The sequence below is a fragment of the Macrococcus hajekii genome, from assembly GCF_004359505.1.
Taxonomy (GTDB): domain Bacteria; phylum Bacillota; class Bacilli; order Staphylococcales; family Staphylococcaceae; genus Macrococcus; species Macrococcus hajekii.
Window position 1 is genome coordinate 66227 of record NZ_SCWE01000005.1, and the last position, 23405, is coordinate 89631.

The window sequence follows — 23405 nt, forward strand, 5'->3', positions numbered from 1 at the left end:
ACGACAAGTTGCTAGTCAACCTTTTACACTCTTTAAAATATAATAACCTTTATCTTTTGCTAGCACTTCAATATTACCAAATAGCTCAGTCATACGTTTCTTTGCAGATGGCATACCTTGCTTCTTCTGAATAACAACATACAGCGCACCCTTAGTATTCAATTTGTCGTAACTCTGATCGAGTATTTTATTGACTACCTCTTTGCCTGCACGAATCGGCGGGTTGGTCAGAACTGCGTCGAACGATGAAGCAACAGAGTCAAGTGCATCACTTTTGTAGATTGTAACATTTGAGATGCCATTGTTTTGCGCATTCAACTGCGCTAATTCAAGCGCCCGGCCATTCACATCAATCATATGAACACGATTTTCAGGATGAATTTTTGCAACCATCAAGCCGATCGGTCCATAACCACATCCTACATCCAGTATCGATGCATCACCGACACTTTCTTTCAGAAACACTCTGACAAGCAGATCAGAACCAAAATCGATGCTGCCCTTTGAAAAAACACCGCTATCTGTCTTAAGTTCCAGCTTGCTTTCTTCATATGTATATGTAAAGTGAACAGGATTTGAAGCAACATTCTGCTCTTCACTATAGTAGTGACTCATTGATAGCCTCCCATGAGAACTGTGATTTACTCAATTTAAATACAAAAACAAAACCCGTTATTATCATAACGGGTTTTGTATGGAAGTGACAATTATTTAACTTCTACAGTTGCGCCAGCTTCTTCTAATTTAGCTTTTAATTCTTCAGCTTCGTCTTTAGAAACGCCTTCTTTAACAGCTTTAGGAGCATTGTCTACTACTTCTTTAGCTTCTTTTAAGCCAAGACCAGTTGCTTCTTTAACAGCTTTAACAACTTTGATTTTTGAAGCGCCAGCAGACACTAATTCTACTGTGAATTCAGTTTGCTCAGCTTCAGCTGCGCCACCTGCTGCACCAGCTGCTGCTACAGGAGCTGCTGCTGTTACGCCGAATTCTTCTTCAATTGCTTTTACTAAGTCGTTTAATTCTAATACTGACATTTCTTTAATCATTTCAATAATTTTTTCGTTAGACATGATTGATTTCCTCCGTTTTTTTAAGTTTTATTTTTTATGCTTCTGGTGTTTCAGATACTTCTGCAGTTTCTTCTGCTGCAGGTGCTTCAGCTGGCGCTGCGGCTTCTGTTCCTGTTTCTTTCTGTTCGCCTACTGCTTTAACAGCATAAGCGAAGTTTCTCATTGGTGCTTGTAATACTGAAAGTACCATAGAGATAAGACCTTCTTTTGATGGTAAAGATGCGATAGCTTTAACTTCTTCAACAGAAGTTACTTTACCTTCAATGATGCCGGCTTTGATTTCTAATTTTTCGTTTTCTTTTGCAAATTCAGCGATGATTTTAGCTGGTGCTACGACTTCCTCGTTAGAGAATGCAATAGCGTTAGGTCCTGTTAAGAATTCTTCAATTCCTTCGATTCCAGCTGCAACTGCTGCACGACGTACTAAAGTATTTTTGTATACTTTAAACTCGATGCCTGCTTCGCGAAGTTGTTTACGCAGTTCAGTTACTTGCGCAACTGTTAAACCACGGTAGTCAACGATGATAGTAGATACTGAATTATTGAACTGTTCAGTAATCAAATCAGCTTTTTGTTGTTTAAGTTCAACTACTTTAGACATTCTGACACCTCCATTAAGATTTTTCGTGCTTTTTTAATATTAATTAAAAAAGCACTTTTCACCCATGGTAAAAAGTGCTTGAAGATTCAAGTCATTTTTCACCTCGGCAGGATGATTAAGCGCAAAGCCCCTGCTGTCTTAGGTTATAAATACAAATTACACTATAACGTGCAATCTGATATTTGTCAATATATTAGTTGCGGATTTCTGATGGGTCGATTTTGATACCAGGGCCCATAGTTGTAGAAACTGCAACAGTTTTGAAGTAAGTACCTTTAGATGATGCTGGTTTAGCTTTCGCTAATACATCTTTAATTGTGTTGAAGTTCTCAATTAATTTTGCTTCATCAAATGATACTTTACCGATTGCTGCATGTACGATACCCGCTTTTTCAGCACGGTATTCAACTTTACCCGCTTTGATTTCGTTAACAGCTTTAGTAACATCCATTGTTACTGTACCTGTTTTAGGGTTAGGCATTAAACCTTTAGGTCCAAGTACACGTCCTAATTTACCCACTTCACCCATCATGTCTGGTGTTGCAACGATAACATCAAAGTCGAACCAACCTTGGTTGATTTTGTTGATGTACTCAGTATCGCCTACATAGTCAGCGCCTGCTGCTTCTGCTTCTTTAAGTTTTTCACCTTTAGCGAAGACTAATACACGTTGTGTTTTACCAGTACCGTTTGGCAGTACAACTGCACCACGGATCTGCTGATCATTTTTACGAGTGTCGATTCCTAGACGGAATGCAACTTCAACTGAAGCATCAAAATTAACTGTGCTTGTTTCTTTAGCGAGCTTAATTGCTTCTTCTACTGAGTAGAAGCTTTGAGCATCAACTTTCTGCACGGCTTCTTGATATTTTTTACCTTTTTTAGCCATTATTATTTCCTCCTTATAGTGGTTTTAGCGGAATTTCCTCCCACGCTTGCATAACAATGCAAGAGCAGACGTCAGACGTCTGCTTTTTTAAAACGGTTTATTATTTAATTTCAAATCCCATGCTGCGAGCAGTACCAGCGATAATACGCATTGCTGCTTCAACGCTTGCTGCGTTTAAGTCTTCCATTTTTTCTTCAGCAATTTGTCTCACTTGATCTTCAGATACTGTTGCAACTTTGTTTTTATTAGGTTCGCCTGAACCTTTTTCAACTTTAGCTGCTTTTTTCAGTAATACTGCTGCAGGTGGAGTTTTAGTGATAAATGTAAATGAACGGTCTTCAAATACAGAAATTTCAACTGGAATGATTAAACCTGCTTGTTCTTGAGTACGCGCGTTAAATTCTTTACAGAATCCCATGATGTTTACACCCGCTTGACCTAATGCTGGACCAACTGGTGGTGCTGGATTCGCTTTACCTGCAGGAATTTGCAATTTAACAACTTTGATTACTTTTTTAGCCACGATGTGCACCTCCTATAATATCGTGATGTGGTCACAGGGTATGATATTTACCCTCCCACTCAACAACCGTGCTTTAGACACGACCACAAAATAATACCATCTATTCACAACGATTGCAAGTGTATTTTTTAATATTTTATTATAGTTTTTCAACTTGATCGAATTCTACTTCAACCGGTGTTTCACGTCCGAATAATTCAACAAGGACTGTTAATTTGTATTTTTCAGCATCCATCTCTTTAATTTCGCCCACTTGATTAGTGAATGGTCCTGACGTAATACGGACTTGTTCACCTGTTTCAAGTTCAACATCAATCGTTTTCTCTGACATACCCATCGACTTCAGAATAAATCTTGCCTCGTCTGGTAGCAAAGGATTCGGCTTTGATCCTGCACCTGCTGATCCAACAAAACCTGTGACCCCCGGTGTGTTACGGACAACATACCATGATTCATCAGTCATAACGAGCTCTACTAAAACATAGCCTGGGAATGTTTTCTTAAGTGATGTTTTGCGTTTACCATCTTTAATCGTTGTTTCTTCTTCTTCTGGAATCACAACGCGGAAGATTTGATCCTGCATATTCATGGACTCAAGACGTTTTTCCAAGTTATCTTTAACCTTATTTTCGTAACCGGAATACGTATGAACCGCATACCAATGCTTTTTACTTTCTTCTGACATGATGTGCCTCCTTAATTAATTAACTTGATCAGTTCTGTAATACCTAAATCGATGACGTAAAAGAATAGAATAAAAAATAGAACGGTCAGTACAACAATCGTTGTATCACGTACGACTTCTTTGCCTGTTGGCCAAGTCGTCTTTTTCATTTCTGATATAACGCCCTGGAAGAAATTTTCTTTGTGCATTCGTATTGCCTCCTAAATTGATTCTTTATGAATCGTGTGCGCATCACACGTCTTACAGTATTTTTTCAGTTCCAGCCGTGTCTCTGAATCTCTTTTCATCACTGTATAATTGCGGCTCCCACACTTTGAACAGTTCATTGCGACTTTTTTCACTCTAACTCTCCTTAATCTTATTTAATATAAAACCTAAAGAATTAATTGTCAACGCATCAACTGAGATAGAATCTTATTTTTCAGGCGTGTATGTGCGTTTCTCACCATTCGTTCTGTCTTTTTCTGTTTCCGCATGAATTCTGTTATGTCATCACCCGCTATGAGATGTTTCAGCAGCTGATGCTCTAGTGGACTCAATCCTAATGTAACAGGATTGATTGATAGCCAGAGTTCTTTATACAGACTAATATTTTCAGGCGTCGGCTTGTAATCACTCAGCATAGCTTCAAGGGGCTGATCCGATAGTTCCACGTGCAGCGGCTGCTGCAGACTCATCATGTGCCGGTGCTGTCTATTTTTTCTTGCCCAGTCCACCAGTCTATAATGAAGCAGTTTTAAATAATAGGGCTGAAAAATACCACACTTCTCTTCATCATATTGCAGCGCAGACTGATAGAGTAAAATGAGCGCATCTTGATGTACCTCCTCTATATCCAGCAGAGGATAACGCAAGCCGCAATGATAAATCAGCGGCTTCATTCTGACTGACAGCAGTTCAAACGCCGGTTCATTTCCTTTTTTAATTTCACTGACCAGAGTTTCATCATTTTTTGCACTGTAATCAGCTAACGGCTCAAAAATATAAGTCAGCAGAATGTTCAAATGACACCTCATTTGTTTTTAACTTTATTTTAACCGCATACTTAGCATTAAACAAATGCTGCCGTCAAGATAAATTATTTACTTATAGCCCCGTCTAATCTGTTCCAGCCGCTTCTTCGTCTCCTCATCTATTGCTATACGCATGCGAGGCTGATGATGTGTCATTTCTTCAAGTTCCTGTTCCAGCATCACCTTATCTTCCTCTAGTTCAATTAAAAATTCACGGGAAGAGATGCGAAGCGCACCCGCGCCGAAAATCGTGTGTTGCTCTGATAAATCACTCGTTACAACTGTTATACGTGTAATGTGTTTATCATATAGATCATAGACAAGCCGCTCGATGACTGCATCTGCTGTTTCGTCTTTTTTGGAGTAGATAATCTGAATACCATGAAAATATTCCCTTGCTTCGTTACTGCCTGTATTATAGGCATCAAAAACGCAGTAAAGTTCTGCCTGCTGTCTTGCATTATAGTTAACGAGAGACAACAGCAGTGCTTTCCTTGCTTCTTCAAGAGAAGTTTGAGCTATCTGCTTCAACGTTTCACTCTGTCCGATGACATTATAGCCATCTACAATAGTATAGTGCTTTTTCATCAGTCAAGCGGTGTTCGTTTTCTATAGACTTCATACATCAGAAGGCTCGCTGCAACAGATGCGTTCAGACTATTAACATGGCCGATCATAGGCAGATGGACAAGAAAATCGCATTTATCTTTAACGAGACGGCTCATGCCTTCACCCTCAGAGCCAATGACAATCGCGAGTGGCATACCCGCATCCATCTGACGATAATCAATAGATTTTTTTGCATCTGTACCGCATACCCAGAAGCCTGCTTCTTTCAGTTTATCGATAGTCTGCGCAAGGTTAGTGACGCGCATCACCGGTACATGTTCAACTGCCCCCGTTGATGCTTTTACGACTGTTGAATTCAACGTAACTGACCGACGCTTTGGTATGATGATTCCGTCTACTCCAATGGCATCCGCAGTACGAATAATAGAGCCGAGGTTATGAGGGTCTTCCAGTCCATCGAGAATCATTACCGTTGATAACTTACCTTTAACTCGCTCAAGAAAATCTTCCACTTCCATATAGTCGTAAGGCGAAATCTGTGCTGCGATTCCTTGATGCGGCACGTCACTCATTTGATCAAGCTTACTTTTTGGTACTTGCTGCACCATAATATGACGGTCTTTCAGTATATCGAGGATAGGTTTTATCTGCTGTTTATTAATCCCTTCCTGAATATAAACTTTATTGATTTCACGCTCAGCTTGGGCGGCACTTTTAACGGCATGACGCCCTACAATGATATCTTCATTCATTTCGGTTCTCTCTCCTCGCAGAGTTCGACTATTCGCTCCAGTAAATGCTGGAGCCTGTCATCTTCTCCCGCTAATTTCAGGTAACCGATAACAGCCTCCAGGGCAGTACTCTTTTTATAAGTCAGAACATCTGTATTTTTAGCTTTCGTATGACTTTTAGCGTTACGACCTCTCATCAATACATCGTACTCCGCTTCTGTAAAGTATGACTCAGCAACCAGTGCATCAAATGTCTGGGCCTGACTTTTAGCAGAAACGTAGAAAGTTGTTGCCCTGTGCAAAGTGTTAGGTTTAGCTTTAAGACGCATGATGACATGTGTTCTCACATGCAGATCAAGTAAAGCATCGCCTAAGTAAGCAAGGGTCAGCGGATTATAGAGATGTGCCCGTTCAGCCACGACGGAACCTCACACCTTGAGAAGTATCTTCAAGGATGATATTTTTATCTTTCAGTAAATCACGAATCTCATCAGCACGGGCGAAATCTTTGTTTTTTCTCGCTGTCTGTCGTTCTTCAATCAATACTTCAATCTCGTCATCCAGTAATTCTTCTTTCATATCAAGATTAACACCGAGCACACTGCTGAAAATATCAAACACTTCAATAAATCGGCTGATGACGGCTTGATCTGTTGTTGAACGCTGATTATAGACATTTGCCGCTTTCGCAAGTTCATACCAGCTCGTCACTGCATTGGCTGTATTAAAATCATCATCCATCGCTGTTTCAAAATGGTTGAGGATCTGGTTGATCTCTTCTATCACTGATTGATCATCGGCGATATCAACAGACATGGATTGACGTTCCTTCAGTGCATGATAGGCATTCTGGATACGTTCAAGACCAGCTTTCGCACTTGCAACAAGCTCTCTATTGTAGTTAATCGGATTGCGATAGTGTACGCTGATTATGAAGAAACGTAATACATCCGGATCTACTTCCTTGATGATATCGTGTACAAGAATAAAGTTACCTAACGATTTACTCATCTTCTCATTATCGATATTAATGAAGCCATTATGTAGCCAGTAGCGCGCAAAGGTTTTATCATTATGAGCTTCCGATTGAGCAATTTCATTCTCGTGATGCGGAAATGCTAAATCGCTGCCTCCTGCATGGATATCAATAGTGTCACCGAGCAATTTACGCGCCATCACAGAACATTCAATATGCCAGCCTGGACGACCTTCTCCCCATGGGCTATCCCACTTTATTTCTCCTGGTTTAGCTGCTTTCCAAAGTGCAAAGTCCAGTGCATCATCCTTCAATTCGCCTTGCTGGATGCGTGCACCCACCTTTAACTCATCGATTGATTGCTGACTCAGCTTACCATAGCCATCAAACTTTCTTGTGCGGAAATAAACATCTCCGCCATTTGCATAAGCGTAGTCTTTATCAATCAGTACTTTGATAAATTCGATGATATCATCCATATGTTCCATTACACGTGGATGTGCAGTGGCAGGTTTACAGTTAAGCGCCTGAGTATCTTCAAAGTAAGCTTCAATAAAACGATCTGCCACTTCCGGCACAGTCGAGCCCAGTTCATTCGCCGCTTTAATCAGCTTGTCATCCACATCTGTGAAGTTTGATACATAATTTACGTCGAAACCTTTGTATTCGAAATAGCGACGGACGACATCAAAGCTGATAGCAGGACGCGCGTTCCCTATATGGATGTAGTTATAAACCGTCGGACCGCAGACATACATTTTCACTTTGCCTTCTTCCAGTGGCTCAAACGGTTCCTTTTTTCTAGTGAGTGTATTATATAACGTAATCATCTGTAATCTCTCCATTCTTGACTTTATCAATATGTCGTTCAAGTTCTCTTAACTTTTCATAAAGCGGGTCAGGTAACTGGGTATGATCAAAACTTTTACCTACACGTTTACCTTGATGTTTGACGATATGACCCGGAATACCTACTACCGTGCTATAATCCGGCACATTTTTCAGTACGACAGAGTTCGCACCGATATTCACATTATTGCCGATCTGTATATTACCTAAAACCTTGGCACCTGCTGCTATCAGCACATTGTCTCCGATATCCGGGTGACGTTTCCCTGATTCTTTGCCGGTACCTCCTAATGTCACCCCTTGATAAATGGTGACATTATCTCCAATCGTGCATGTTTCACCGATCACAATGCCCATACCGTGGTCTATGAACAGTCGACGGCCAATTTGAGCTCCCGGATGAATTTCAATACCTGTCATAAAGCGGGAGAACTGACTGATAGCACGTGCTGAAAAGTATCTCTTACGCTTAAATAACCGGTGAGCAATAAGATGCCACCAGATAGCATGCAGACCTGAATACGTCAGAAAAACTTCAATACTACTTCTTGCTGCCGGATCTTGTTCGAATACCATCGCAATATCCTCTTTAATACGATTGAACAATTTCTCACCTTCCCCCTTATATAAAAAGACACCTCAGACGAATAATCGTCAGAGGTGTCTGTAATAAACACGGTTCCACTCTTCATCAAATGGCAGAGCCATTCACTCATTAATATATAAAATTCAATACGGAAGGTGCATTCAATTAATTCTGCCACGTCTTTCCACCGACCAGACGCTCTCTCTCAGACAGTCTTAATTTACTATGTCTTCCTACATTTTATTATACTGTGTAAGGTTCAATACGTTCAAGTACTTTATCTTTCCCCAGGAGTTCCATCGTATTCGGTAATTCCGGACCATGTGTCTGACCTGATACAACAACACGAATAGGCATGAATAAGTTTTTACCTTTAATGCCCGTTTCTTTCTGCACGGCTTTTATAGTTGCTTTAATTGAAGCGGCATCGAATTTATCCAGTTCTGATAACTTCTCTCTCAATACTCGCATCAGTTCCGGTACTTGTTCACCATTAACAACTTCCGTTGCTTCTGCATCCAGCTGCAGTTCATCTTTGAAAAAGAGTTCTGACAATTCGACGATTTCACCCGCGTAACTCATCTGCTGCTGATAAAGTCCTACGAGCTCTTTTGCCCATTCCAGCTCTTCTTCTGAAGGATTCTCTGCAATCAGTTCTGCCTTTTTCATATGTGGTAATGTCATTTCAAATACCGTATCAAGATCTTTCTCTTTCATGTATTGATTATTGATCCATGCAAGCTTCACTTTATCGAAGAAAGCAGGTGACTTGCTCAGACGTTTCTCATCAAACATTTCAATAAACTGTTCTTTAGAGAAAATCTCTTCTTCACCGACTGGAGACCAGCCAAGTAAACCAATGAAATTAAAGAGTGCCTCTGGTAAGTAGCCGAGGTCATGATACTGCTCAATAAATTGAATGATAGAACCATCGCGTTTTGACAATTTTTTACGCTCTTCATTAACAATTAAAGTCATATGACCGAAAGTCGGCACATCATAACCCAGTGCTTCATAAATCATGATTTGCTTCGGTGTATTTGAAATATGATCGTCACCACGGATAACATGGGATATTTCCATGAAGTGATCATCGATTGCAACTGCGAAGTTATAAGTGGGGATACCATCCTTCTTAACAATGACCCAGTCACCGATACCATCTGATTCAAATGATACATCACCTTTAACCATATCCGTGAATGTATACGTCTTGCCTTCAGGCACACGGAAACGAATACTTGGCTGACGACCTTCAGCGATGAACGCTTCTTCTTCTTCTTTCGTCAGATGAGCATGCTGACCACCATAACGAGGCATTTCTCCACGAGCCTGCTGTTCCTCACGCTCAGCTTCCAGCTCCTCAGATGTCATATAGCAGCGGTAAGCCTTATCTTCAGCAAGGAGCTGCTCTACAATCGGATTATAAATATGCGCACGCTCAGACTGGCGGTAAGGACCATATCCGCCATCTTTATCGACAGATTCATCCCACTCAAGACCCAGCCATTTTAAGTAGCGCAGCTGAGATTCTTCTCCGCCTTCTACATTACGTGCTGTATCAGTGTCTTCAATACGAACGATGAAATCTCCGTTATAGTGTTTAGCAAATAAATAATTGAATAATGCTGTACGTGCATTACCGATATGCAGGAATCCTGTTGGTGACGGTGCATATCTTACTCTTACTTTATCCATTTATGTCACTCCAATTTAATTAGTTTGATTCAATAATATCACAGCCTGTGCAGCAATTCCCTCTTCTCTGCCCAGATATCCCATTTTCTCATTAGTCGTTGCTTTAATATTAACTTGATCAAGCTCAATCACCAGTGAATCTGCAATGATCTGCCTGATTGTATCCATATGCGGACGAAATTTAGGTTTTTCTGCAATGATAGTCGCATCTATATTGCCTATCACATAGCCTTTATCTTTGACAGCCTGATAAGATTCTGTCAGTAAAATTTTAGAATCGGCATCCTTGAAGGCCATATCTGTATCCGGGAAAAGCTTGCCGATATCCCCTAATGCTGCTGCACCGAGCATAGCGTCGGTAATAGCATGGAGCAATACGTCAGCATCACTATGACCAAGAAGACCTTTATCATGAGGAATCTCTAACCCGCCGATGATGAGTTTCCGTCCTTCAACGAGCTGGTGCACGTCATAGCCATATCCAATTCTGAACATCATATCCCTCTTTTCTTCATTATTGCTTCAGCAAAGTATAAGTCTTCAGGCGTTGTCAGTTTAATATTATCATAATCACTTTCAATGACAGAGACACTTTCTCCTAGTCGTTCAACGAGAGAGGCATCATCTGTTCCAAGAAAATCATCCTGTTCTGCTGCTCTGTATGCATTTAGCAGCAATCTATAATCAAAAGATTGCGGTGTCTGAACTTGCCATAAAGCCGCTCTATTCAACGTTCTTTCAATGACTGAATCACTTACCATTTTAATCGTGTCTTTCACTGGTACAGCAGCAATCACTGCCTGTTTTTCAGCTGTCGCGTCATACAAGACCTGCAATGTTTCATGTGAAACGAACGGACGTGCTGCATCGTGAACCATCACTATTTCACACTGCGGTATATTTTTCAGCACGTTATAGATGCTATACTGTCGTTCACTGCCACCGACCATAATACCTTTTACCTTCGAGCAGTCCTTGAGCAAATCTTTTAAATACGCAATTTCTTCTTCACGGGCTGCCAGATAGACTGCTGCACAGTTGATGTCCTTTTCAAATATTGAAACGGTATGGTAAATAATCGGCTTACCATTCAATTCAAGCAGCACTTTATTTTTAGTGCTGCCCATCCTTTTTCCTTGTCCGGCAGCTGGAATAATTACTGTATACATTACTTGTCTGCTACTTTCTTCGTAAAAATGATGCGGCCTGATGCCGTCTGAAGAATCGTCTGTACTTCTACTTGACGTTCTTCTCCGATATTTTGTTTTGCATGATCGACAACCACCATCGTACCATCTTCCAAGTAACCTACACCTTGATTTTCTTCTTTACCGGTTTTAGTAATGAGCAGCTTGAAACGATCGCCTTGCTGAACAACCGGTTTGATTGCCTCAGATAAATCATTGACATTCAAAACTTTGATGCCTTGTACTCGACAGACTTTATTTAGATTGTAATCTGTTGTGATGACGCTTGCTTTAGATTCAGCTGCCATTTTCACAAGCAGCTGGTCAACTTCGCGAATCTCCTTATGACCGGATACAATCTTAACCGGATGCCCTGATTGACGCAATTCCTCCAGGATATCAAGACCACGTTGACCTTTATCACGCTTCAGCCCATCTGTTGAATCTGCAATCAGCTGTAATTCATCGAGTACCCCTTGAGGGACTATAATAGTGCCATCAATAAATCCACATTTAACAATTTCCAGAATTCGGCCATCAATAATAGCAGATGTGTCCAGTAATTTTGCTGCATCATTCACTTTACGCTTCTGACTTTGAAAACGCTCAGGCAACAGGTTCTGTATTTCCTCACGCTTCTTGAGTCCTACTTGAAAGCCTAAATATCCTAAGATTACCGCTAAGGCAACCGGAATGATATTTCTAAGCAAGGAAAAACCGATTGAGACTAAAATTAAGCTGATCATCGAAGCGATGGCAAGACCAATCATCATGCCCAGTGTCGCAAATATGATTTCCATAAAGTTTCTTTTTAACAGTAATCCTTCACTTCTTTCAATCATTGCCACCACTTTGTCAATCAACCAGTAAAATAATAACATGAAGACAATAATGCCTATAATTCCATCTACGTATGTATTCATCAGCAACGGATGAACCTCAAGCTCAAACAATCGAACAATTTCCGGCACCAGGAAAATACCGAGTGAAGCACCTACTATAATAAAAACCAGTGTTATCAGTCGCTTTAACATTGTTTCACCTCCTCCTTAATTAAATGCAATGCGAATTGCCTCCGCAATATTACTTATACCCATAATTTCGATGTTAGGTGGAAATTCCCATCCACCTATATTATTTTTTGGAATAATCACTCGTTTAAAGCCCAGTTTTGCTGCTTCCTGAACCCGCTGTTCAATTCGGGCGACACGTCTCACTTCACCTGTCAGTCCAACTTCACCAATATAGCAATCATCGCCTCGGGTTGGTTTATCGCTGAAGCTGGATGCAATGCTGACTACTACACTTAAATCCACAGCGGGTTCATCTAATTTAACACCACCTGCTACTTTGATATAAGCATCCTGCTGCTGTAAAAGCAGACCTTGCTTCTTCTCAAGAACTGCCATCAACAGACTGAGTCGATTTTGATCAATGCCTGTCGATGTTCGTCTCGGATTATGAAATGAAGTAGGCGTCACGAGCGCCTGAACTTCAACAAGCAGCGGTCGGGTGCCTTCCATCGTTGCTACGATAGTAGAACCTGCTACATTTTTCGTCCTTTCTTCGAGAAACATTTCAGATGGATTCAGAACTTCTTTCAATCCTATTTGGCGCATTTCAAAAATACCCATTTCATTCGTAGAGCCAAATCTGTTCTTAACTGCACGTAGAATACGGTAACTATGATGCGTATCTCCTTCAAAATAAAGCACGGTATCTACCATATGCTCAAGAAGTCTTGGACCTGCAATCTGACCTTCTTTAGTCACATGTCCAACGATAAATGTAGCGATATTCATAGACTTAGCCATACGCATCAATTCCTGCGTACATTCACGTACTTGAGAAACTGAGCCAGGAGCAGAAGTCACTTCAGGATGAAATATAGTTTGAATTGAGTCGATAACGAGGAACTTAGGTTCAATTTTCTTAACTGTTTCGTGGATAATCTGTAGGTTCGTCTCCGCATAGACGCTGAGCTCTCCTGCATCTTCACTCAGCCGGTCGGCCCGTAACTTAGTTTGTCTGACTGATTCTTCTCCGGAGATGTAAAGCACATTATCATGCTGTGACAGCAGTGCACAGACTTGCAGCAGTAATGTCGATTTACCGATACCTGGATCGCCCCCTATTAAGATAAGTGAGCCAGGTACTATACCGCCCCCTAGTACACGGTCAAACTCTTTGATATAAGTGGTGGAGCGCGGCGTCGTTTCTTTCGTAACATTTTTCAGTTTTTCTACTCTTTGATTAGAAGACGTATCAGTAATAGCCGTCTTCGGTCCTTTTGATTTATGTTCAATGACTTCTTCCATCTGGTTCCATGCACCACAGTTGGGACATTTGCCCATCCATTTAGGAGACTGGTAACCACAAGCCATACATTCAAATGTAACTTTCGTCTTTGCCAATGGTTTTCCTCCTGTTTCTTTATCTTTTCATTTTAAACTCTTTTTGCAACTAATACAATTAAACCCCTGATGCTTTTGCATCAGGGGTTTAATATTATTCAGCTTCTTCTCTGTCAACAGTCTGGATATCAAATTGATCATCAATATAATCGATTTTAACATCCTGTCCAGTAAGCGTCTGACCCTTCAGAAGTTCTTCTGACAGCTGGTCTTCGATATTTTTCTGAATAGCACGTGCAAGAGGTCTTGCACCGTATTCAGGATCATAACCTTCATCTGCAAGCTTCTCTTTCGCTGCTTCTGTCAGTGATAAGTGTATATCTTGTTCCTGCAGACGTTTCGCCAGACCTTCAACCATTAACGTCACAATCTCTTTTAAGTGCTCTTTCTCGAGTTTGTGGAAGACGATGATATCATCTACACGGTTAAGGAATTCTGGACGGAACTGATTTTTCAGCTCATCCATCATTGTTTTACGGATCGTTTCGTAATCTGGTCCTGTTGTACTAGCACCGAACCCTACAAATTTATTATCTTTCAGTTCCTGTGCACCTACATTTGAAGTCATGATGATAACTGTGTTACGGAAATCGACTGTACGACCTTGAGAGTCTGTCAGGCGACCATCATCCAGTACTTGCAGGAGCATATTGAAAACATCTGGATGTGCTTTTTCAATTTCGTCGAACAGGATAACAGAATAAGGTTTGCGACGAACCTTCTCTGTCAGTTGTCCGCCTTCTTCATGTCCAACGTATCCTGGAGGAGAACCGACGAGACGTGACACACTATGTTTCTCCATAAACTCACTCATATCAACACGAATCATCGCATCTTCTTCACCAAACATCGCCTCGGCAAGTGCTTTTGCAAGTTCTGTTTTACCTACACCTGTTGGTCCTAAGAAGATAAAGCTACCGATTGGACGTTTTGGATCTTTTAGACCTGCTCGTGCACGACGTACTGCTTTAGAGATAGACTGAACGGCATCCTGCTGTCCGATGACCCGGTGATGAAGAAGCTCCTCTAAGTTGAGTAATTTCTGAGATTCAGTTTCAGCAATCTTATTGATTGGAATACCTGTCCACTGGGCAACAACCTGTGCAATATCATCTTCTGTTACAGAAGACTCAGATTGACCCTGACTTTTCTTCCATTCTTTTTTAGTTGAATCTAGTTGCTGTTCAAGTTTTGTCTGTTTATCTCGCAGAGCTGCTGCCTGCTCAAATTCCTGTGAATGAACAGCAGAATCTTTCTCTTTTTTAATCTGCTCAAGTTCCGCTTCCATTTCTTTCAGGCTTGGTGGAGTCGTATGGTTACGCAGACGTACTTTAGAACCTGCTTCATCAATGAGATCGATTGCTTTATCCGGCAGGTAACGGTCTGAAATATAACGGTCACTCATCTTAACAGCTGCCACTAATGCTTCATCACTAATATTAATGCGGTGATGAGCCTCATAGCGGTCACGTAGTCCTTTCAGAATCTCAATCGCATCTTCAACATTCGGTTCATTGACTGTAACCGGTTGGAATCGACGTTCAAGTGCCGCATCTTTTTCGATATATTTACGGTATTCCTCAAGTGTTGTAGCACCGATACATTGCAGTTCACCACGCGCAAGTGCGGGCTTCAAGATATTAGAAGCATCGATTGCACCTTCAGCGCCTCCTGCACCAATTAAAGTATGCAGTTCATCAATGAATAGAATGATATTACCTGCCTGATGAATTTCATCCATCACTTTCTTTAATCGTTCTTCAAATTCTCCGCGATATTTAGTGCCGGCTACAACAGTTCCCATATCCAGACTCATCACACGTTTATCTTTCAGTGTCTCAGGAACTTCATTATTAACAATCGCCTGAGCCAGACCTTCAACAATCGCTGTTTTACCTACCCCTGGTTCACCGATTAAGACCGGATTGTTTTTAGTACGACGACTCAGCACTTCAATCACACGAATAATCTCATTGCTGCGACCGATAACAGGATCTAATCTTCCTTCTTTTGCGATAACCGTCAAGTCACGCGCGAGACCATCGAGTGTTGGCGTCCCTTGTATCTTTGATCCAGGTGCATTCTTCGCGCTCATCTCAGGGCTACCAAGTAGTTTCACCACTTGTGCACGCGCCTTTGTAATATTTAAGTCGAGATTAGCCAGAACACGTGCAGCTACTCCTTCATTCTCACGTATCAATCCAAGTAAAATGTGTTCTGTCCCTACAAATGAATGATTCAGACGTCTTGCTTCGTCTAATGAGAGTTCAATGACTTTCTTAGCTCTCGGTGTATATTGAATCGTACCTGCCAGTCCTGTTCCTTGACCAATCAGCTGTTCTACTTCATTTGTAATTTTCTCTTCTGTAATATCGAACTCTGCCAGCACTTTAGCGGCAATTCCCTCCGGTTCTTTAACAAGCCCCAGTAATAAATGTTCAGTTCCAATATTGTTATGCTGCAGACGAATTGCTTCTTCCTGTGCATGTGCCAGCACACGCTGCGCACGTTCTGTTAATTTTCCAAACATGGTGTTTCCTCCTTTAAAGATGTTCTCTTAATATTTTTGCTCTTTTTTCATTGGTAGATAGAGATTCATTGATCGTATTTAAAAACGGAGGCTGGATGGCGACCATTAATTCATTAAACCGGAAAGGCTGTGCGAGAATGATTCCCATATCAATACCCATTTTGACTTCACTTAGCCGTAGACTGGCTTCTTCTGCACTAATCAATCGTGCATACTTCAAAATCCCAAGACTTCGGTTAATACGGTCAACCGTTTCAATATAATCATAGTCCAGCAGACGTTGACGCATCGCTTCTTCTTCTGCAATAATCTGCTCCACAATCTGTTTTAAGTCATCAATTATATTCTCTTCACTTTTTCCAAGTGTCAGCTGATTAGACACTTGATAAATATGACCTAGACCTTGACTACCCTCACCATATATACCACGAATCGTATAACCGAATCGGTTGATAGCCTGTGCAATTCGACCCATCCGTTTCATGATGGACAGACCAGGCAAGTGAAGCATGACACTTGCTCTCAGCCCTGTACCGATATTAGTCGGACAAGTCGTTAAATAACCTAATGTCTCATCGAATGATATAGTCATCTTCTCATCGATGAGCTGGTCAATTTCTTTCGCTTTCTCATAGAGCTGATCAAGTGATAGATCTCGACCTAGTACTTGAATGCGGATATGGTCTTCCTCATTAATCATAATACTGACGGATTCGTCCTCACTTAAGAAAGTCGCACCGTGAGATTGATTTAGCAGCTCCTTACTTACCAGATGTTTAATGACCAGCATCTGTCTTTCATTGACATCTATTTCATTCAGACGTACTTCTTCAAACTGCGAGGATAATACAGCAGAAGCCTCATTTAAAACTTGTTCTCCAGTCGCATCATCACTCATGAGCGGATGCACGAAGTTCTCAAGATTACGAGCTAACCGTATGCGTGAGCTCAATATAATCGGCTGATCATCCTGCTGCATCCAGTCACCCAGCTGAAGGTTTAAATGTTTATCAAGCATCAGATTCACCGCTTTCTTTTAATGCCTTAATCTCATCGCGCACAATCACAGCTTCCTCAAATGCCTGTTCATCTACTAAGCTCTGCAATTTTAATTCAAGTGCCTCAATCCGCTTCTTACGCTGGATTTTTTCAGCCGATTTAAGCGGCGCCTGTCCAATGTGGTTTTGATTGCCTGCCTGGACACGCTCTACTATCTGCGGCACATAGTCACTGAATGTCTCGTAACAAGTATGGCAGCCGAACTTACCGATATGCAGTGCCTCTCTTAGTGCGAGACCGCAATTAGGACACACAGGTTCTACCTGTTCTTCTCTCAGAAGATGTTTCAGCAACTGGTTCATTGTAAATTCTTCATCGTTATATTTCATAAGTCACCTCTTTAATGGTAACGAATAACTGTTAAGATACTCTGCAGAATATTCGCACGGATATAATCGCGATAAGGCACATCGACATATAAAGTATCGCGATGGATTGTCGCAAGCAGCAGTCTTTTTTCGCGCTCTGACACCAGATTATTTTGTGAGAGTGCATCAATCACCCGCTCAGCCTTCTGCTGACTAACATGTTGACCAATCATCGCACTTAAATGCTCAATGAATGCACTCTGATTATTAGATTCTATTTTAGTGATGCGGATATAGCCGCCTCCCCCACGCTTACTCTCTATCTCATAGCCATGCTCATTGGTGAATCTGGTCTTAATGACATAATTAAGCTGTGAAGGTACACAGTCAAACTTTTCAGCGATTTTTGAGCGTTTGATTTCCACAGCATCCCCACTCTGTTCAAGTAACTGTTTTAAATATTGTTCAATAATATCAGACATATTTTTCATGACTTCACCTCTATTTGACCATCTTTGACTTTATTATAGTGTCATTAATGTATCAGTGCAAACAATTTGTCTGACCATCTGAAAACGTATATCTCTTCCCCTTGAAATGTAGTATGATAGACAATGATTATTTATATAATAAGAAAGAGAGGATTAAATATGAACTATCTTATGGGAGCAATCGGTATTATTGTCTTCTTACTCCTTGCCTGGCTCGTCAGTTCGGATAGAAAGAATGTCCGCTGGCAGTACATTGGTATTATGCTGGTTATCCAGTTTGTTTTAGCATTCCTGTTATTAAAAACACCGTGGGGGATCAGTTTCGTTACATGGCTGGCTAAAGGTTTCGGTTATTTGCTAGGCTATGCTCAGCAAGGTGTCGATTTTGTTTTTGCAGGTCTTGAAAATCCAGCAGTTGGTAAGCTTCCTCAAGCCTCTACCTTCTTTATGGATGTCCTATTACCTATCACCTTTATTTCTGCATTAATCGGTATTCTGCAGTACTTGAAAATATTACCTTTCATTATCAAGTATTTAGGCTGGTTGATTTCGAAAGTAAATGGTATGGGCAAACTTGAATCTTATAATGCAGTTGCTTCAGCGATTTTAGGACAGTCTGAAGTATTTATTTCATTGAAGAAACAATTACCTCATATTCCAAAACATCGTCTCTATACACTAACGGCTTCTGCAATGTCGACGGTTTCACTTTCAATTGTCGGTGCCTACTTCCAGATGATTAAACCGGAATATGTAGTGACAGCAATTGTACTGAACTTATTCGGCGGGTTCATCATCGCTTCTATTATCAATCCTTATCGTGTATCAGAAGAAGAAGAAAATGCGGTCATTATGACAGAAAACGAACATAAACAGTCATTCTTTGAGATGCTCGGTGAATATATTCTGGACGGTTTTAAAGTGGCCGTCATTGTCGGGGCTATGCTGATCGGCTATATCGCTCTGATTGCTATGCTCAACGGTATCGTGGATGGTATCACTCCTGGAAAAATGAACTTCCAAGATATTCTCGGCTACTTGTTCGCTCCACTGGCATTCCTGACAGGTATCGGCTGGGATGATGCGGTGCGTGCAGGTTCCATTATGGCAACTAAACTAGTCTCTAACGAGTTCGTTGCGATGCTTGATGTTCAAAATATCGTTAACAATAAAACAGGTGAATTGTCACAACGTGCCATTGGTATCGTGTCTGTATTCCTTGTGTCATTTGCGAACTTCTCATCTATCGGCATTATTGCAGGTGCTATCAAATCATTAAATGACAAACAAGGTGATGTAGTAGCACGTTTCGGTCTTAAACTACTGTACGGCGCAACCCTGGTATCATTTATCTCTGCAACCATTGCAGGATTTTTCCTATAACAAAAAGAAGGTAGTCCGAGCTACCTTCTTTTTATTTGCCAATATTTCCGTCAGCATCTCCATAGTTATAAGCTACGATTTCCTCAATTTCATGACGACTGCTGTCATAAGGTTCTTTTATTCCTTTACCAATTGCGATAAACATAACGGGAACATAACGTTCCTTGTTTATTGAGAGTGCATCCATCACTTCGTCTCGCTCAAATCCACCAATCGGATTCGTATCGTACCCATAATCTTTTGCAATCAGCATGAACTGCATCGCTGCTAGATTTGCATCCATCATGCCCTGCATCTGAATATAGCTGTCAGGTGCGTTCATTAATGCGCCTTTTAAAGCTGCTACATTAGTCGTCATTACTTCTTCCGGCATATAGCCGAGTTCCACACTCTTACCATATACTTTCTCGATATCGTGGATATGCGTATGATCAGACAAGACTAGAATAAATGCTGAACTTGTTTCAAGTTGACGTGTATTAAAACGTACTAAATCTTTGATGGCTTCCTTCGCCTCGTCTGATTCAACAACTACAAATCGCCACGGCTGTAAATTAACAGACGATGGTGCTTCAGTAGCGAGTTCCAGCATCTCCATCATTTCGCTTTGTGGAATTTTTACTGCTGCATCAAATTCCTTTACTGACTTTCTTGCTTTAATGGCTTCTATAAGTGTAAGACTCATCATTAAAACTCCCTTTAATATAATGGTGAATTATAGCATGTTCATCTAACAACTGCTAATAGGGCGCTCAATAAAAGACGTCGACCGTAGTCGACGTCTTTTATTGATTCTTTGCAACCATCTCTTCAATGAAATACTTCATTATTTTATAATCATCTGTCAGTTCAGGATGAAAAGAAATCCCCAGATATTTATCCTGTCTTACTGCCACGATTTTATCATCAACTTCACTCAGTACCTCAACTTCATCAGCCACGGATAAAATATGTGGAGCACGGATAAATACTGCATTCACCTGTTCTTCTATCCCTTTGACTTCTAAGTCAGCTTCAAAACTATCTACCTGCCGTCCGAAAGAATTGCGGCGAACTTTGATATTCATCTTCTTCAGATGGCCTTCTTCGTAACCTTCAATGTCTTGAGCGAGTAATATCAATCCTGCACATGTACCATACATCGGCAGTTCACTCTGACGCAGTGCCTCAGTAAAACCATATAAATCCATTAAGCGACGCATAGTAGTAGATTCACCGCCAGGTAAAACTAAACCATCTAACGCTGCCAGTTCCTCAACTCGCTTAACTGTTACGCCTTCATGCCCACTCAGCACAATATGCTTCAGATGTTCACGAACAGCTCCCTGTAATGCCAGAACACCAATTTTCATTCTACCAGCCACGTTCCTGCATTCGTTCTTCGAGAGAAAGGCTGTTGATATCGAGACCTTTCATTGCTGCACCCAACTCCTTAGAAAGTTCTCCGATTAATTTGTAGTCCTGATAATGTGTCGTTGCCTGTACAATTGCTTTCGCGAACTTCTCAGGTGATTCTGATTTGAAGATACCTGAACCTACAAAGACACCATCAGCACCTAGTTCCATCATCAGTGCTGCATCAGCTGGTGTTGCTACACCCCCTGCTGCAAAGTTAACGACCGGTAGTTTACCTAGTGTCTTGATTTCTTTCAAGACGTCATAAGGGGCACCGAGCAGTTTGGCTTCTGTCATAATTTCGTCATCATTCATGACTGATAGTTTACGAACTTGCGCGTTTACTTTGCGTAAGTGACGGACAGCTTCAACAATGTTACCTGTCCCTGGTTCGCCTTTTGTACGAAGCATTGCTGCTCCTTCACCGATACGTCGCGCTGCTTCCCCTAAATCACGGCAACCACATACAAAAGGAACCGTAAATTCATCTTTCTTTAAGTGAAACTCTTCATCTGCTGGCGTAAGTACTTCAGACTCATCAATATAGTCAACCCCCATCGCTTCTAGCACACGTGCTTCAGTAATATGGCCGATACGTCCTTTTGCCATTACAGGAATAGAAACAGCGTTCATCACTTCCTCAACGATGCGAGGATCTGCCATACGTGCAACGCCGCCTGCTTTACGAATATCACTTGGCACACGTTCTAAAGCCATAACTGCAACAGCTCCTGCTGCTTCTGCAAGTTTTGCCTGCTCAGCATTGACTACGTCCATAATGACGCCGCCCTTCTGCATTTCTGCCATACCACGTTTAACTTTATCTGATCCGATGATTTTAGACATCTCATACACTCCTTTAAATTCAATTCATCTATAAATCTAACGAATAAACTGATATTATAAAAGTATCAGTTTTAATATAAATTAAAGGGTCAGTGATAAAATTGGAAATGCTTACATATAAGTTTGATAAAGATCAGTTTCTTTATCAGCAGCTTTATCAGTTTATTAAAGAAGATATATTAACAGGCCAATTAGTACGAAATGAAAAGTTACCCTCAAAACGAAAGCTGGGTCAGCATTTAAATCTCAGTCAGACCACTATTGAAATTGCCTATCAGCAGCTTCTAGATGAGGGATTTATCTACTCAAAGCCACAAGTAGGTTATTTTGTAGAAGCCATTGAAACAATAAATTTAGCACCGGAAAATAAAGTAGCGCCATCGATACAAGAGGACAAAGTAATCAAACAATCGTTCACGATTGAAAACAGTCATTATCCTGTCTTCCCTAATCATTTATTTAGAAAATATGCTAAAGAAGCATTCGAAATGGAAATGAGCCATCTCCTTGAACGTGGACATCCACAAGGTGAACCAGAACTGCGCAATCAAATACGTCGTTACCTTTATCACTCAAGAGGCGTGAACTGCAGCAATGAACAGATCATCATCGGTAGCTCTACAGAACAGCTTTTTACTCTTATTACTCGTCTGCTGCCGCATGCTGTCTATCAGATTGAAGATCCAGGCTATCCTCTTATACGTAAAGTACTGAAGTACGAACACAAACCTTATATTCCAGCTGAAATAGACGAGGAAGGCATTGTAGTCGAAGCACTTCATCATGAGGCGAATGTGGTTCATGTTACACCTAGTCATCAATTTCCGACTGGCGCTGTACTTTCTGCCAAACGACGGACAGAACTACTGAAATGGTCTATGAAGAAAAATCATTATATTATTGAAGATGATTATGATAGTGAGTTCAGATATAAAGGACAGCCTTTAAAAGCCCTTCAAGGACTGGACACTCACCAGAAAGTCATCTATATGAGTACGTTCTCTAAATCCATTTTCCCAAGTATCCGTGTTGCTTATTTAGTGTTACCTGAACCGTTATTACGTCAATATAATGAACTGCAGCATAAACCCAATCTGACCGTACCGAGACATATACAATATTTGATTACTCGGTTTATGCAATCAGGTGAATTTGAAAGGAATATCAATCGTACAAGAAAACGTTATAAGAAAAAACTGGATCTTGTTCTTGAAACCCTTCAACCATATGCTGATACTATTTCTATTAGCGGCGATCAAGCAGGCATGCACTGTGTACTAAACTTTCCTTATGACTTCACATTACCAGAGAATATAGAAATCAATCGCATTAGCGATTACACTGAACATTCTCAAAAAAAATACCACCGTCAGCTTATTTTAGGCTTCGGTGGTATTGAAGATCATTTAATTCATCATAGAGTAACTCATTTACTCAACCAATTGATACAAAAAAAAGAGACCTGACAGGTCTCTTTTTAAATTGCCCGGCAACGTCCTACTCTCGCGGAACGTAAGTCCAACTACCATCGGCGCTAGAGAGCTTAACTTCTGTGTTCGGTATGGGAACAGGTGTGACCTCTCTGCCATCATCACCAGACA

The 23405-nt window shown here is 40.9% G+C and carries 28 protein-coding genes, 1 rRNA gene and 1 other annotated feature; of the genes, 2 read left to right on the forward strand and 27 right to left on the reverse strand.

The genetic code is table 11. The annotated features are described in order from the left end of the window. Positions 1–15 precede the first annotated feature (15 nt). From ERX37_RS10150 to ERX37_RS10260, 23 genes are all read right to left on the reverse strand, one after another. Positions 16–615, reverse strand: coding sequence for a class I SAM-dependent methyltransferase (locus ERX37_RS10150; RefSeq protein ID WP_133430567.1), 600 nt, complete (start codon positions 613–615; stop codon positions 16–18). Positions 616–707: 92 nt separating this feature from the next. Then, positions 708–1070, reverse strand: a complete 363-nt coding sequence (gene rplL, locus ERX37_RS10155) for a 50S ribosomal protein L7/L12 (protein WP_133430568.1) — start codon at positions 1068–1070, stop codon at positions 708–710. 34 nt (positions 1071–1104) lie between these two features. Then, entirely contained in the window at positions 1105–1671 is a 567-nt protein-coding gene (gene rplJ / locus ERX37_RS10160; RefSeq protein ID WP_133430569.1) for a 50S ribosomal protein L10, read from the reverse strand. A 36-nt stretch (positions 1672–1707) separates the two neighbouring features. After that, positions 1708–1832 (reverse strand) — a sequence feature (ribosomal protein L10 leader region). A 32-nt stretch (positions 1833–1864) separates the two neighbouring features. After that, the gene (gene rplA / locus ERX37_RS10165) at positions 1865–2560 is read right to left on the reverse strand and encodes a 50S ribosomal protein L1 (RefSeq protein ID WP_133430570.1); all 696 of its coding nucleotides are present in this window, start codon (positions 2558–2560) and stop codon (positions 1865–1867) included. Positions 2561–2660: 100 nt separating this feature from the next. Next, entirely contained in the window at positions 2661–3083 is a 423-nt protein-coding gene (gene rplK, locus ERX37_RS10170) for a 50S ribosomal protein L11 (protein ID WP_133430571.1), read from the reverse strand. A 139-nt stretch (positions 3084–3222) separates the two neighbouring features. Continuing rightward, entirely contained in the window at positions 3223–3768 is a 546-nt protein-coding gene (nusG, locus tag ERX37_RS10175) for a transcription termination/antitermination protein NusG (protein WP_133430572.1), read from the reverse strand. Positions 3769–3779: 11 nt separating this feature from the next. Continuing rightward, a complete protein-coding gene (secE, locus tag ERX37_RS10180) occupies positions 3780–3956 on the reverse strand; it encodes a preprotein translocase subunit SecE (RefSeq protein ID WP_133430573.1) in 177 nt (58 codons plus the stop codon). A gap of 12 nt (positions 3957–3968) precedes the next feature. Continuing rightward, the gene (gene rpmG / locus ERX37_RS10185; RefSeq protein WP_133430574.1) at positions 3969–4109 is read right to left on the reverse strand and encodes a 50S ribosomal protein L33; all 141 of its coding nucleotides are present in this window, start codon (positions 4107–4109) and stop codon (positions 3969–3971) included. A gap of 48 nt (positions 4110–4157) precedes the next feature. Then, positions 4158–4772: a hypothetical protein gene (locus ERX37_RS10190; RefSeq protein ID WP_133430575.1), complete on the reverse strand. Its 615-nt coding sequence runs from the start codon at positions 4770–4772 to the stop codon at positions 4158–4160. 78 nt (positions 4773–4850) lie between these two features. Further along, positions 4851–5369, reverse strand: coding sequence for an NYN domain-containing protein (locus ERX37_RS10195; RefSeq protein ID WP_133430576.1), 519 nt, complete (start codon positions 5367–5369; stop codon positions 4851–4853). After that, positions 5369–6103 (reverse strand): 23S rRNA (guanosine(2251)-2'-O)-methyltransferase RlmB, encoded by a 735-nt coding sequence (gene rlmB, locus ERX37_RS10200; RefSeq protein ID WP_133430577.1) that lies wholly within the window; start codon positions 6101–6103, stop codon positions 5369–5371. The genes ERX37_RS10195 and rlmB overlap by 1 nt, the downstream gene beginning before the upstream one ends. Next, positions 6100–6501, reverse strand: coding sequence for a Mini-ribonuclease 3 (locus ERX37_RS10205; protein ID WP_133430578.1), 402 nt, complete (start codon positions 6499–6501; stop codon positions 6100–6102). The genes rlmB and ERX37_RS10205 overlap by 4 nt, the downstream gene beginning before the upstream one ends. Continuing rightward, positions 6494–7888, reverse strand: a complete 1395-nt coding sequence (cysS, locus tag ERX37_RS10210) for a cysteine--tRNA ligase (RefSeq protein ID WP_133430579.1) — start codon at positions 7886–7888, stop codon at positions 6494–6496. The genes ERX37_RS10205 and cysS overlap by 8 nt, the downstream gene beginning before the upstream one ends. Beyond that, positions 7872–8513, reverse strand: a complete 642-nt coding sequence (gene cysE / locus ERX37_RS10215) for a serine O-acetyltransferase (protein ID WP_133430580.1) — start codon at positions 8511–8513, stop codon at positions 7872–7874. The genes cysS and cysE overlap by 17 nt, the downstream gene beginning before the upstream one ends. Positions 8514–8736: 223 nt before the next feature. Then, a complete protein-coding gene (gltX, locus tag ERX37_RS10220; RefSeq protein WP_133430581.1) occupies positions 8737–10191 on the reverse strand; it encodes a glutamate--tRNA ligase in 1455 nt (484 codons plus the stop codon). A 15-nt stretch (positions 10192–10206) separates the two neighbouring features. Beyond that, entirely contained in the window at positions 10207–10686 is a 480-nt protein-coding gene (ispF, locus tag ERX37_RS10225) for a 2-C-methyl-D-erythritol 2,4-cyclodiphosphate synthase (protein WP_133430582.1), read from the reverse strand. Continuing rightward, on the reverse strand, positions 10686–11360 hold the full coding sequence (gene ispD / locus ERX37_RS10230; RefSeq protein WP_133430583.1) for a 2-C-methyl-D-erythritol 4-phosphate cytidylyltransferase: 675 nt from the start codon (positions 11358–11360) through the stop codon (positions 10686–10688). The genes ispF and ispD overlap by 1 nt, the downstream gene beginning before the upstream one ends. Beyond that, positions 11360–12412 carry a PIN/TRAM domain-containing protein gene (locus ERX37_RS10235; RefSeq protein WP_133430584.1) on the reverse strand — a complete coding sequence of 351 codons (1053 nt, stop codon included), beginning with the start codon at positions 12410–12412 and terminating at the stop codon, positions 11360–11362. Before ERX37_RS10235 ends, ispD begins: the two co-directional genes overlap by 1 nt. 15 nt (positions 12413–12427) lie before the next feature. Next, complete coding sequence (gene radA, locus ERX37_RS10240) at positions 12428–13792, reverse strand: DNA repair protein RadA (RefSeq protein ID WP_133430585.1); 1365 nt, start codon at positions 13790–13792, stop codon at positions 12428–12430. A gap of 94 nt (positions 13793–13886) precedes the next feature. Then, entirely contained in the window at positions 13887–16322 is a 2436-nt protein-coding gene (locus ERX37_RS10245; RefSeq protein WP_133430586.1) for an ATP-dependent Clp protease ATP-binding subunit, read from the reverse strand. Between the two features lie 13 nt (positions 16323–16335). After that, on the reverse strand, positions 16336–17340 hold the full coding sequence (locus ERX37_RS10250; protein WP_133430587.1) for a protein arginine kinase: 1005 nt from the start codon (positions 17338–17340) through the stop codon (positions 16336–16338). Beyond that, positions 17333–17710, reverse strand: a complete 378-nt coding sequence (locus ERX37_RS10255; RefSeq protein ID WP_133430588.1) for a UvrB/UvrC motif-containing protein — start codon at positions 17708–17710, stop codon at positions 17333–17335. Before ERX37_RS10255 ends, ERX37_RS10250 begins: the two co-directional genes overlap by 8 nt. An 11-nt stretch (positions 17711–17721) precedes the next feature. Then, entirely contained in the window at positions 17722–18180 is a 459-nt protein-coding gene (locus ERX37_RS10260; protein ID WP_133430589.1) for a CtsR family transcriptional regulator, read from the reverse strand. Positions 18181–18339: 159 nt separating this feature from the next. Here ERX37_RS10260 and ERX37_RS10265 point away from each other — a divergent pair, with 159 nt between their 5' ends. Then, positions 18340–19563 (forward strand): NupC/NupG family nucleoside CNT transporter, encoded by a 1224-nt coding sequence (locus ERX37_RS10265; protein WP_133430590.1) that lies wholly within the window; start codon positions 18340–18342, stop codon positions 19561–19563. Between the two features lie 31 nt (positions 19564–19594). Here the strand turns inward: ERX37_RS10265 and ERX37_RS10270 are convergent, their stop codons facing one another. From ERX37_RS10270 to pdxS, 3 genes are all read right to left on the reverse strand, one after another. Continuing rightward, on the reverse strand, positions 19595–20248 hold the full coding sequence (locus tag ERX37_RS10270; RefSeq protein WP_133430591.1) for a nitroreductase family protein: 654 nt from the start codon (positions 20246–20248) through the stop codon (positions 19595–19597). A gap of 100 nt (positions 20249–20348) precedes the next feature. After that, a complete protein-coding gene (gene pdxT / locus ERX37_RS10275) occupies positions 20349–20915 on the reverse strand; it encodes a pyridoxal 5'-phosphate synthase glutaminase subunit PdxT (protein WP_133430596.1) in 567 nt (188 codons plus the stop codon). A 1-nt stretch (position 20916) separates the two neighbouring features. Then, a complete protein-coding gene (gene pdxS / locus ERX37_RS10280) occupies positions 20917–21804 on the reverse strand; it encodes a pyridoxal 5'-phosphate synthase lyase subunit PdxS (RefSeq protein WP_133430592.1) in 888 nt (295 codons plus the stop codon). A 107-nt stretch (positions 21805–21911) separates the two neighbouring features. Between pdxS and pdxR the strand changes: the two genes are divergently transcribed. Further along, positions 21912–23270 carry a MocR-like pyridoxine biosynthesis transcription factor PdxR gene (gene pdxR / locus ERX37_RS10285; RefSeq protein WP_133430593.1) on the forward strand — a complete coding sequence of 453 codons (1359 nt, stop codon included), beginning with the start codon at positions 21912–21914 and terminating at the stop codon, positions 23268–23270. A gap of 18 nt (positions 23271–23288) precedes the next feature. On the opposite strand, the gene rrf is transcribed toward pdxR, so the two are convergent. Next, positions 23289–23403 (reverse strand): 5S ribosomal RNA (rrf, locus tag ERX37_RS10290). Positions 23404–23405: the final 2 nt, after the last annotated feature.

What these genes read in the sequence shown, in the direction of transcription:
- pdxT (WP_133430596.1), bottom strand. Translation starts at nt 20,915, where the DNA reads ATGAAAATTGGTGTTCTGGCATTACAGGGAGCTGTTCGTGAACATCTG.
- ERX37_RS10255 (WP_133430588.1), bottom strand. Translation starts at nt 17,710, where the DNA reads ATGAAATATAACGATGAAGAATTTACAATGAACCAGTTGCTGAAACAT.
- gltX (WP_133430581.1), bottom strand. Translation starts at nt 10,191, where the DNA reads ATGGATAAAGTAAGAGTAAGATATGCACCGTCACCAACAGGATTCCTG.
- ispD (WP_133430583.1), bottom strand. Translation starts at nt 11,360, where the DNA reads ATGTATACAGTAATTATTCCAGCTGCCGGACAAGGAAAAAGGATGGGC.
- rplA (WP_133430570.1), bottom strand. Translation starts at nt 2,560, where the DNA reads ATGGCTAAAAAAGGTAAAAAATATCAAGAAGCCGTGCAGAAAGTTGAT.
- ERX37_RS10235 (WP_133430584.1), bottom strand. Translation starts at nt 12,412, where the DNA reads ATGTTAAAGCGACTGATAACACTGGTTTTTATTATAGTAGGTGCTTCA.
- ERX37_RS10270 (WP_133430591.1), bottom strand. Translation starts at nt 20,248, where the DNA reads ATGAGTCTTACACTTATAGAAGCCATTAAAGCAAGAAAGTCAGTAAAG.
- ERX37_RS10260 (WP_133430589.1), bottom strand. Translation starts at nt 18,180, where the DNA reads ATGAAAAATATGTCTGATATTATTGAACAATATTTAAAACAGTTACTT.
- ERX37_RS10195 (WP_133430576.1), bottom strand. Translation starts at nt 5,369, where the DNA reads ATGAAAAAGCACTATACTATTGTAGATGGCTATAATGTCATCGGACAG.
- ERX37_RS10250 (WP_133430587.1), bottom strand. Translation starts at nt 17,340, where the DNA reads ATGCTTGATAAACATTTAAACCTTCAGCTGGGTGACTGGATGCAGCAG.
- pdxR (WP_133430593.1), top strand. Translation starts at nt 21,912, where the DNA reads ATGCTTACATATAAGTTTGATAAAGATCAGTTTCTTTATCAGCAGCTT.
- rplJ (WP_133430569.1), bottom strand. Translation starts at nt 1,671, where the DNA reads ATGTCTAAAGTAGTTGAACTTAAACAACAAAAAGCTGATTTGATTACT.
- rplL (WP_133430568.1), bottom strand. Translation starts at nt 1,070, where the DNA reads ATGTCTAACGAAAAAATTATTGAAATGATTAAAGAAATGTCAGTATTA.
- ERX37_RS10150 (WP_133430567.1), bottom strand. Translation starts at nt 615, where the DNA reads ATGAGTCACTACTATAGTGAAGAGCAGAATGTTGCTTCAAATCCTGTT.
- secE (WP_133430573.1), bottom strand. Translation starts at nt 3,956, where the DNA reads ATGCACAAAGAAAATTTCTTCCAGGGCGTTATATCAGAAATGAAAAAG.
- ispF (WP_133430582.1), bottom strand. Translation starts at nt 10,686, where the DNA reads ATGTTCAGAATTGGATATGGCTATGACGTGCACCAGCTCGTTGAAGGA.
- cysS (WP_133430579.1), bottom strand. Translation starts at nt 7,888, where the DNA reads ATGATTACGTTATATAATACACTCACTAGAAAAAAGGAACCGTTTGAG.
- ERX37_RS10245 (WP_133430586.1), bottom strand. Translation starts at nt 16,322, where the DNA reads ATGTTTGGAAAATTAACAGAACGTGCGCAGCGTGTGCTGGCACATGCA.
- rlmB (WP_133430577.1), bottom strand. Translation starts at nt 6,103, where the DNA reads ATGAATGAAGATATCATTGTAGGGCGTCATGCCGTTAAAAGTGCCGCC.
- pdxS (WP_133430592.1), bottom strand. Translation starts at nt 21,804, where the DNA reads ATGTCTAAAATCATCGGATCAGATAAAGTTAAACGTGGTATGGCAGAA.
- ERX37_RS10265 (WP_133430590.1), top strand. Translation starts at nt 18,340, where the DNA reads ATGAACTATCTTATGGGAGCAATCGGTATTATTGTCTTCTTACTCCTT.
- nusG (WP_133430572.1), bottom strand. Translation starts at nt 3,768, where the DNA reads ATGTCAGAAGAAAGTAAAAAGCATTGGTATGCGGTTCATACGTATTCC.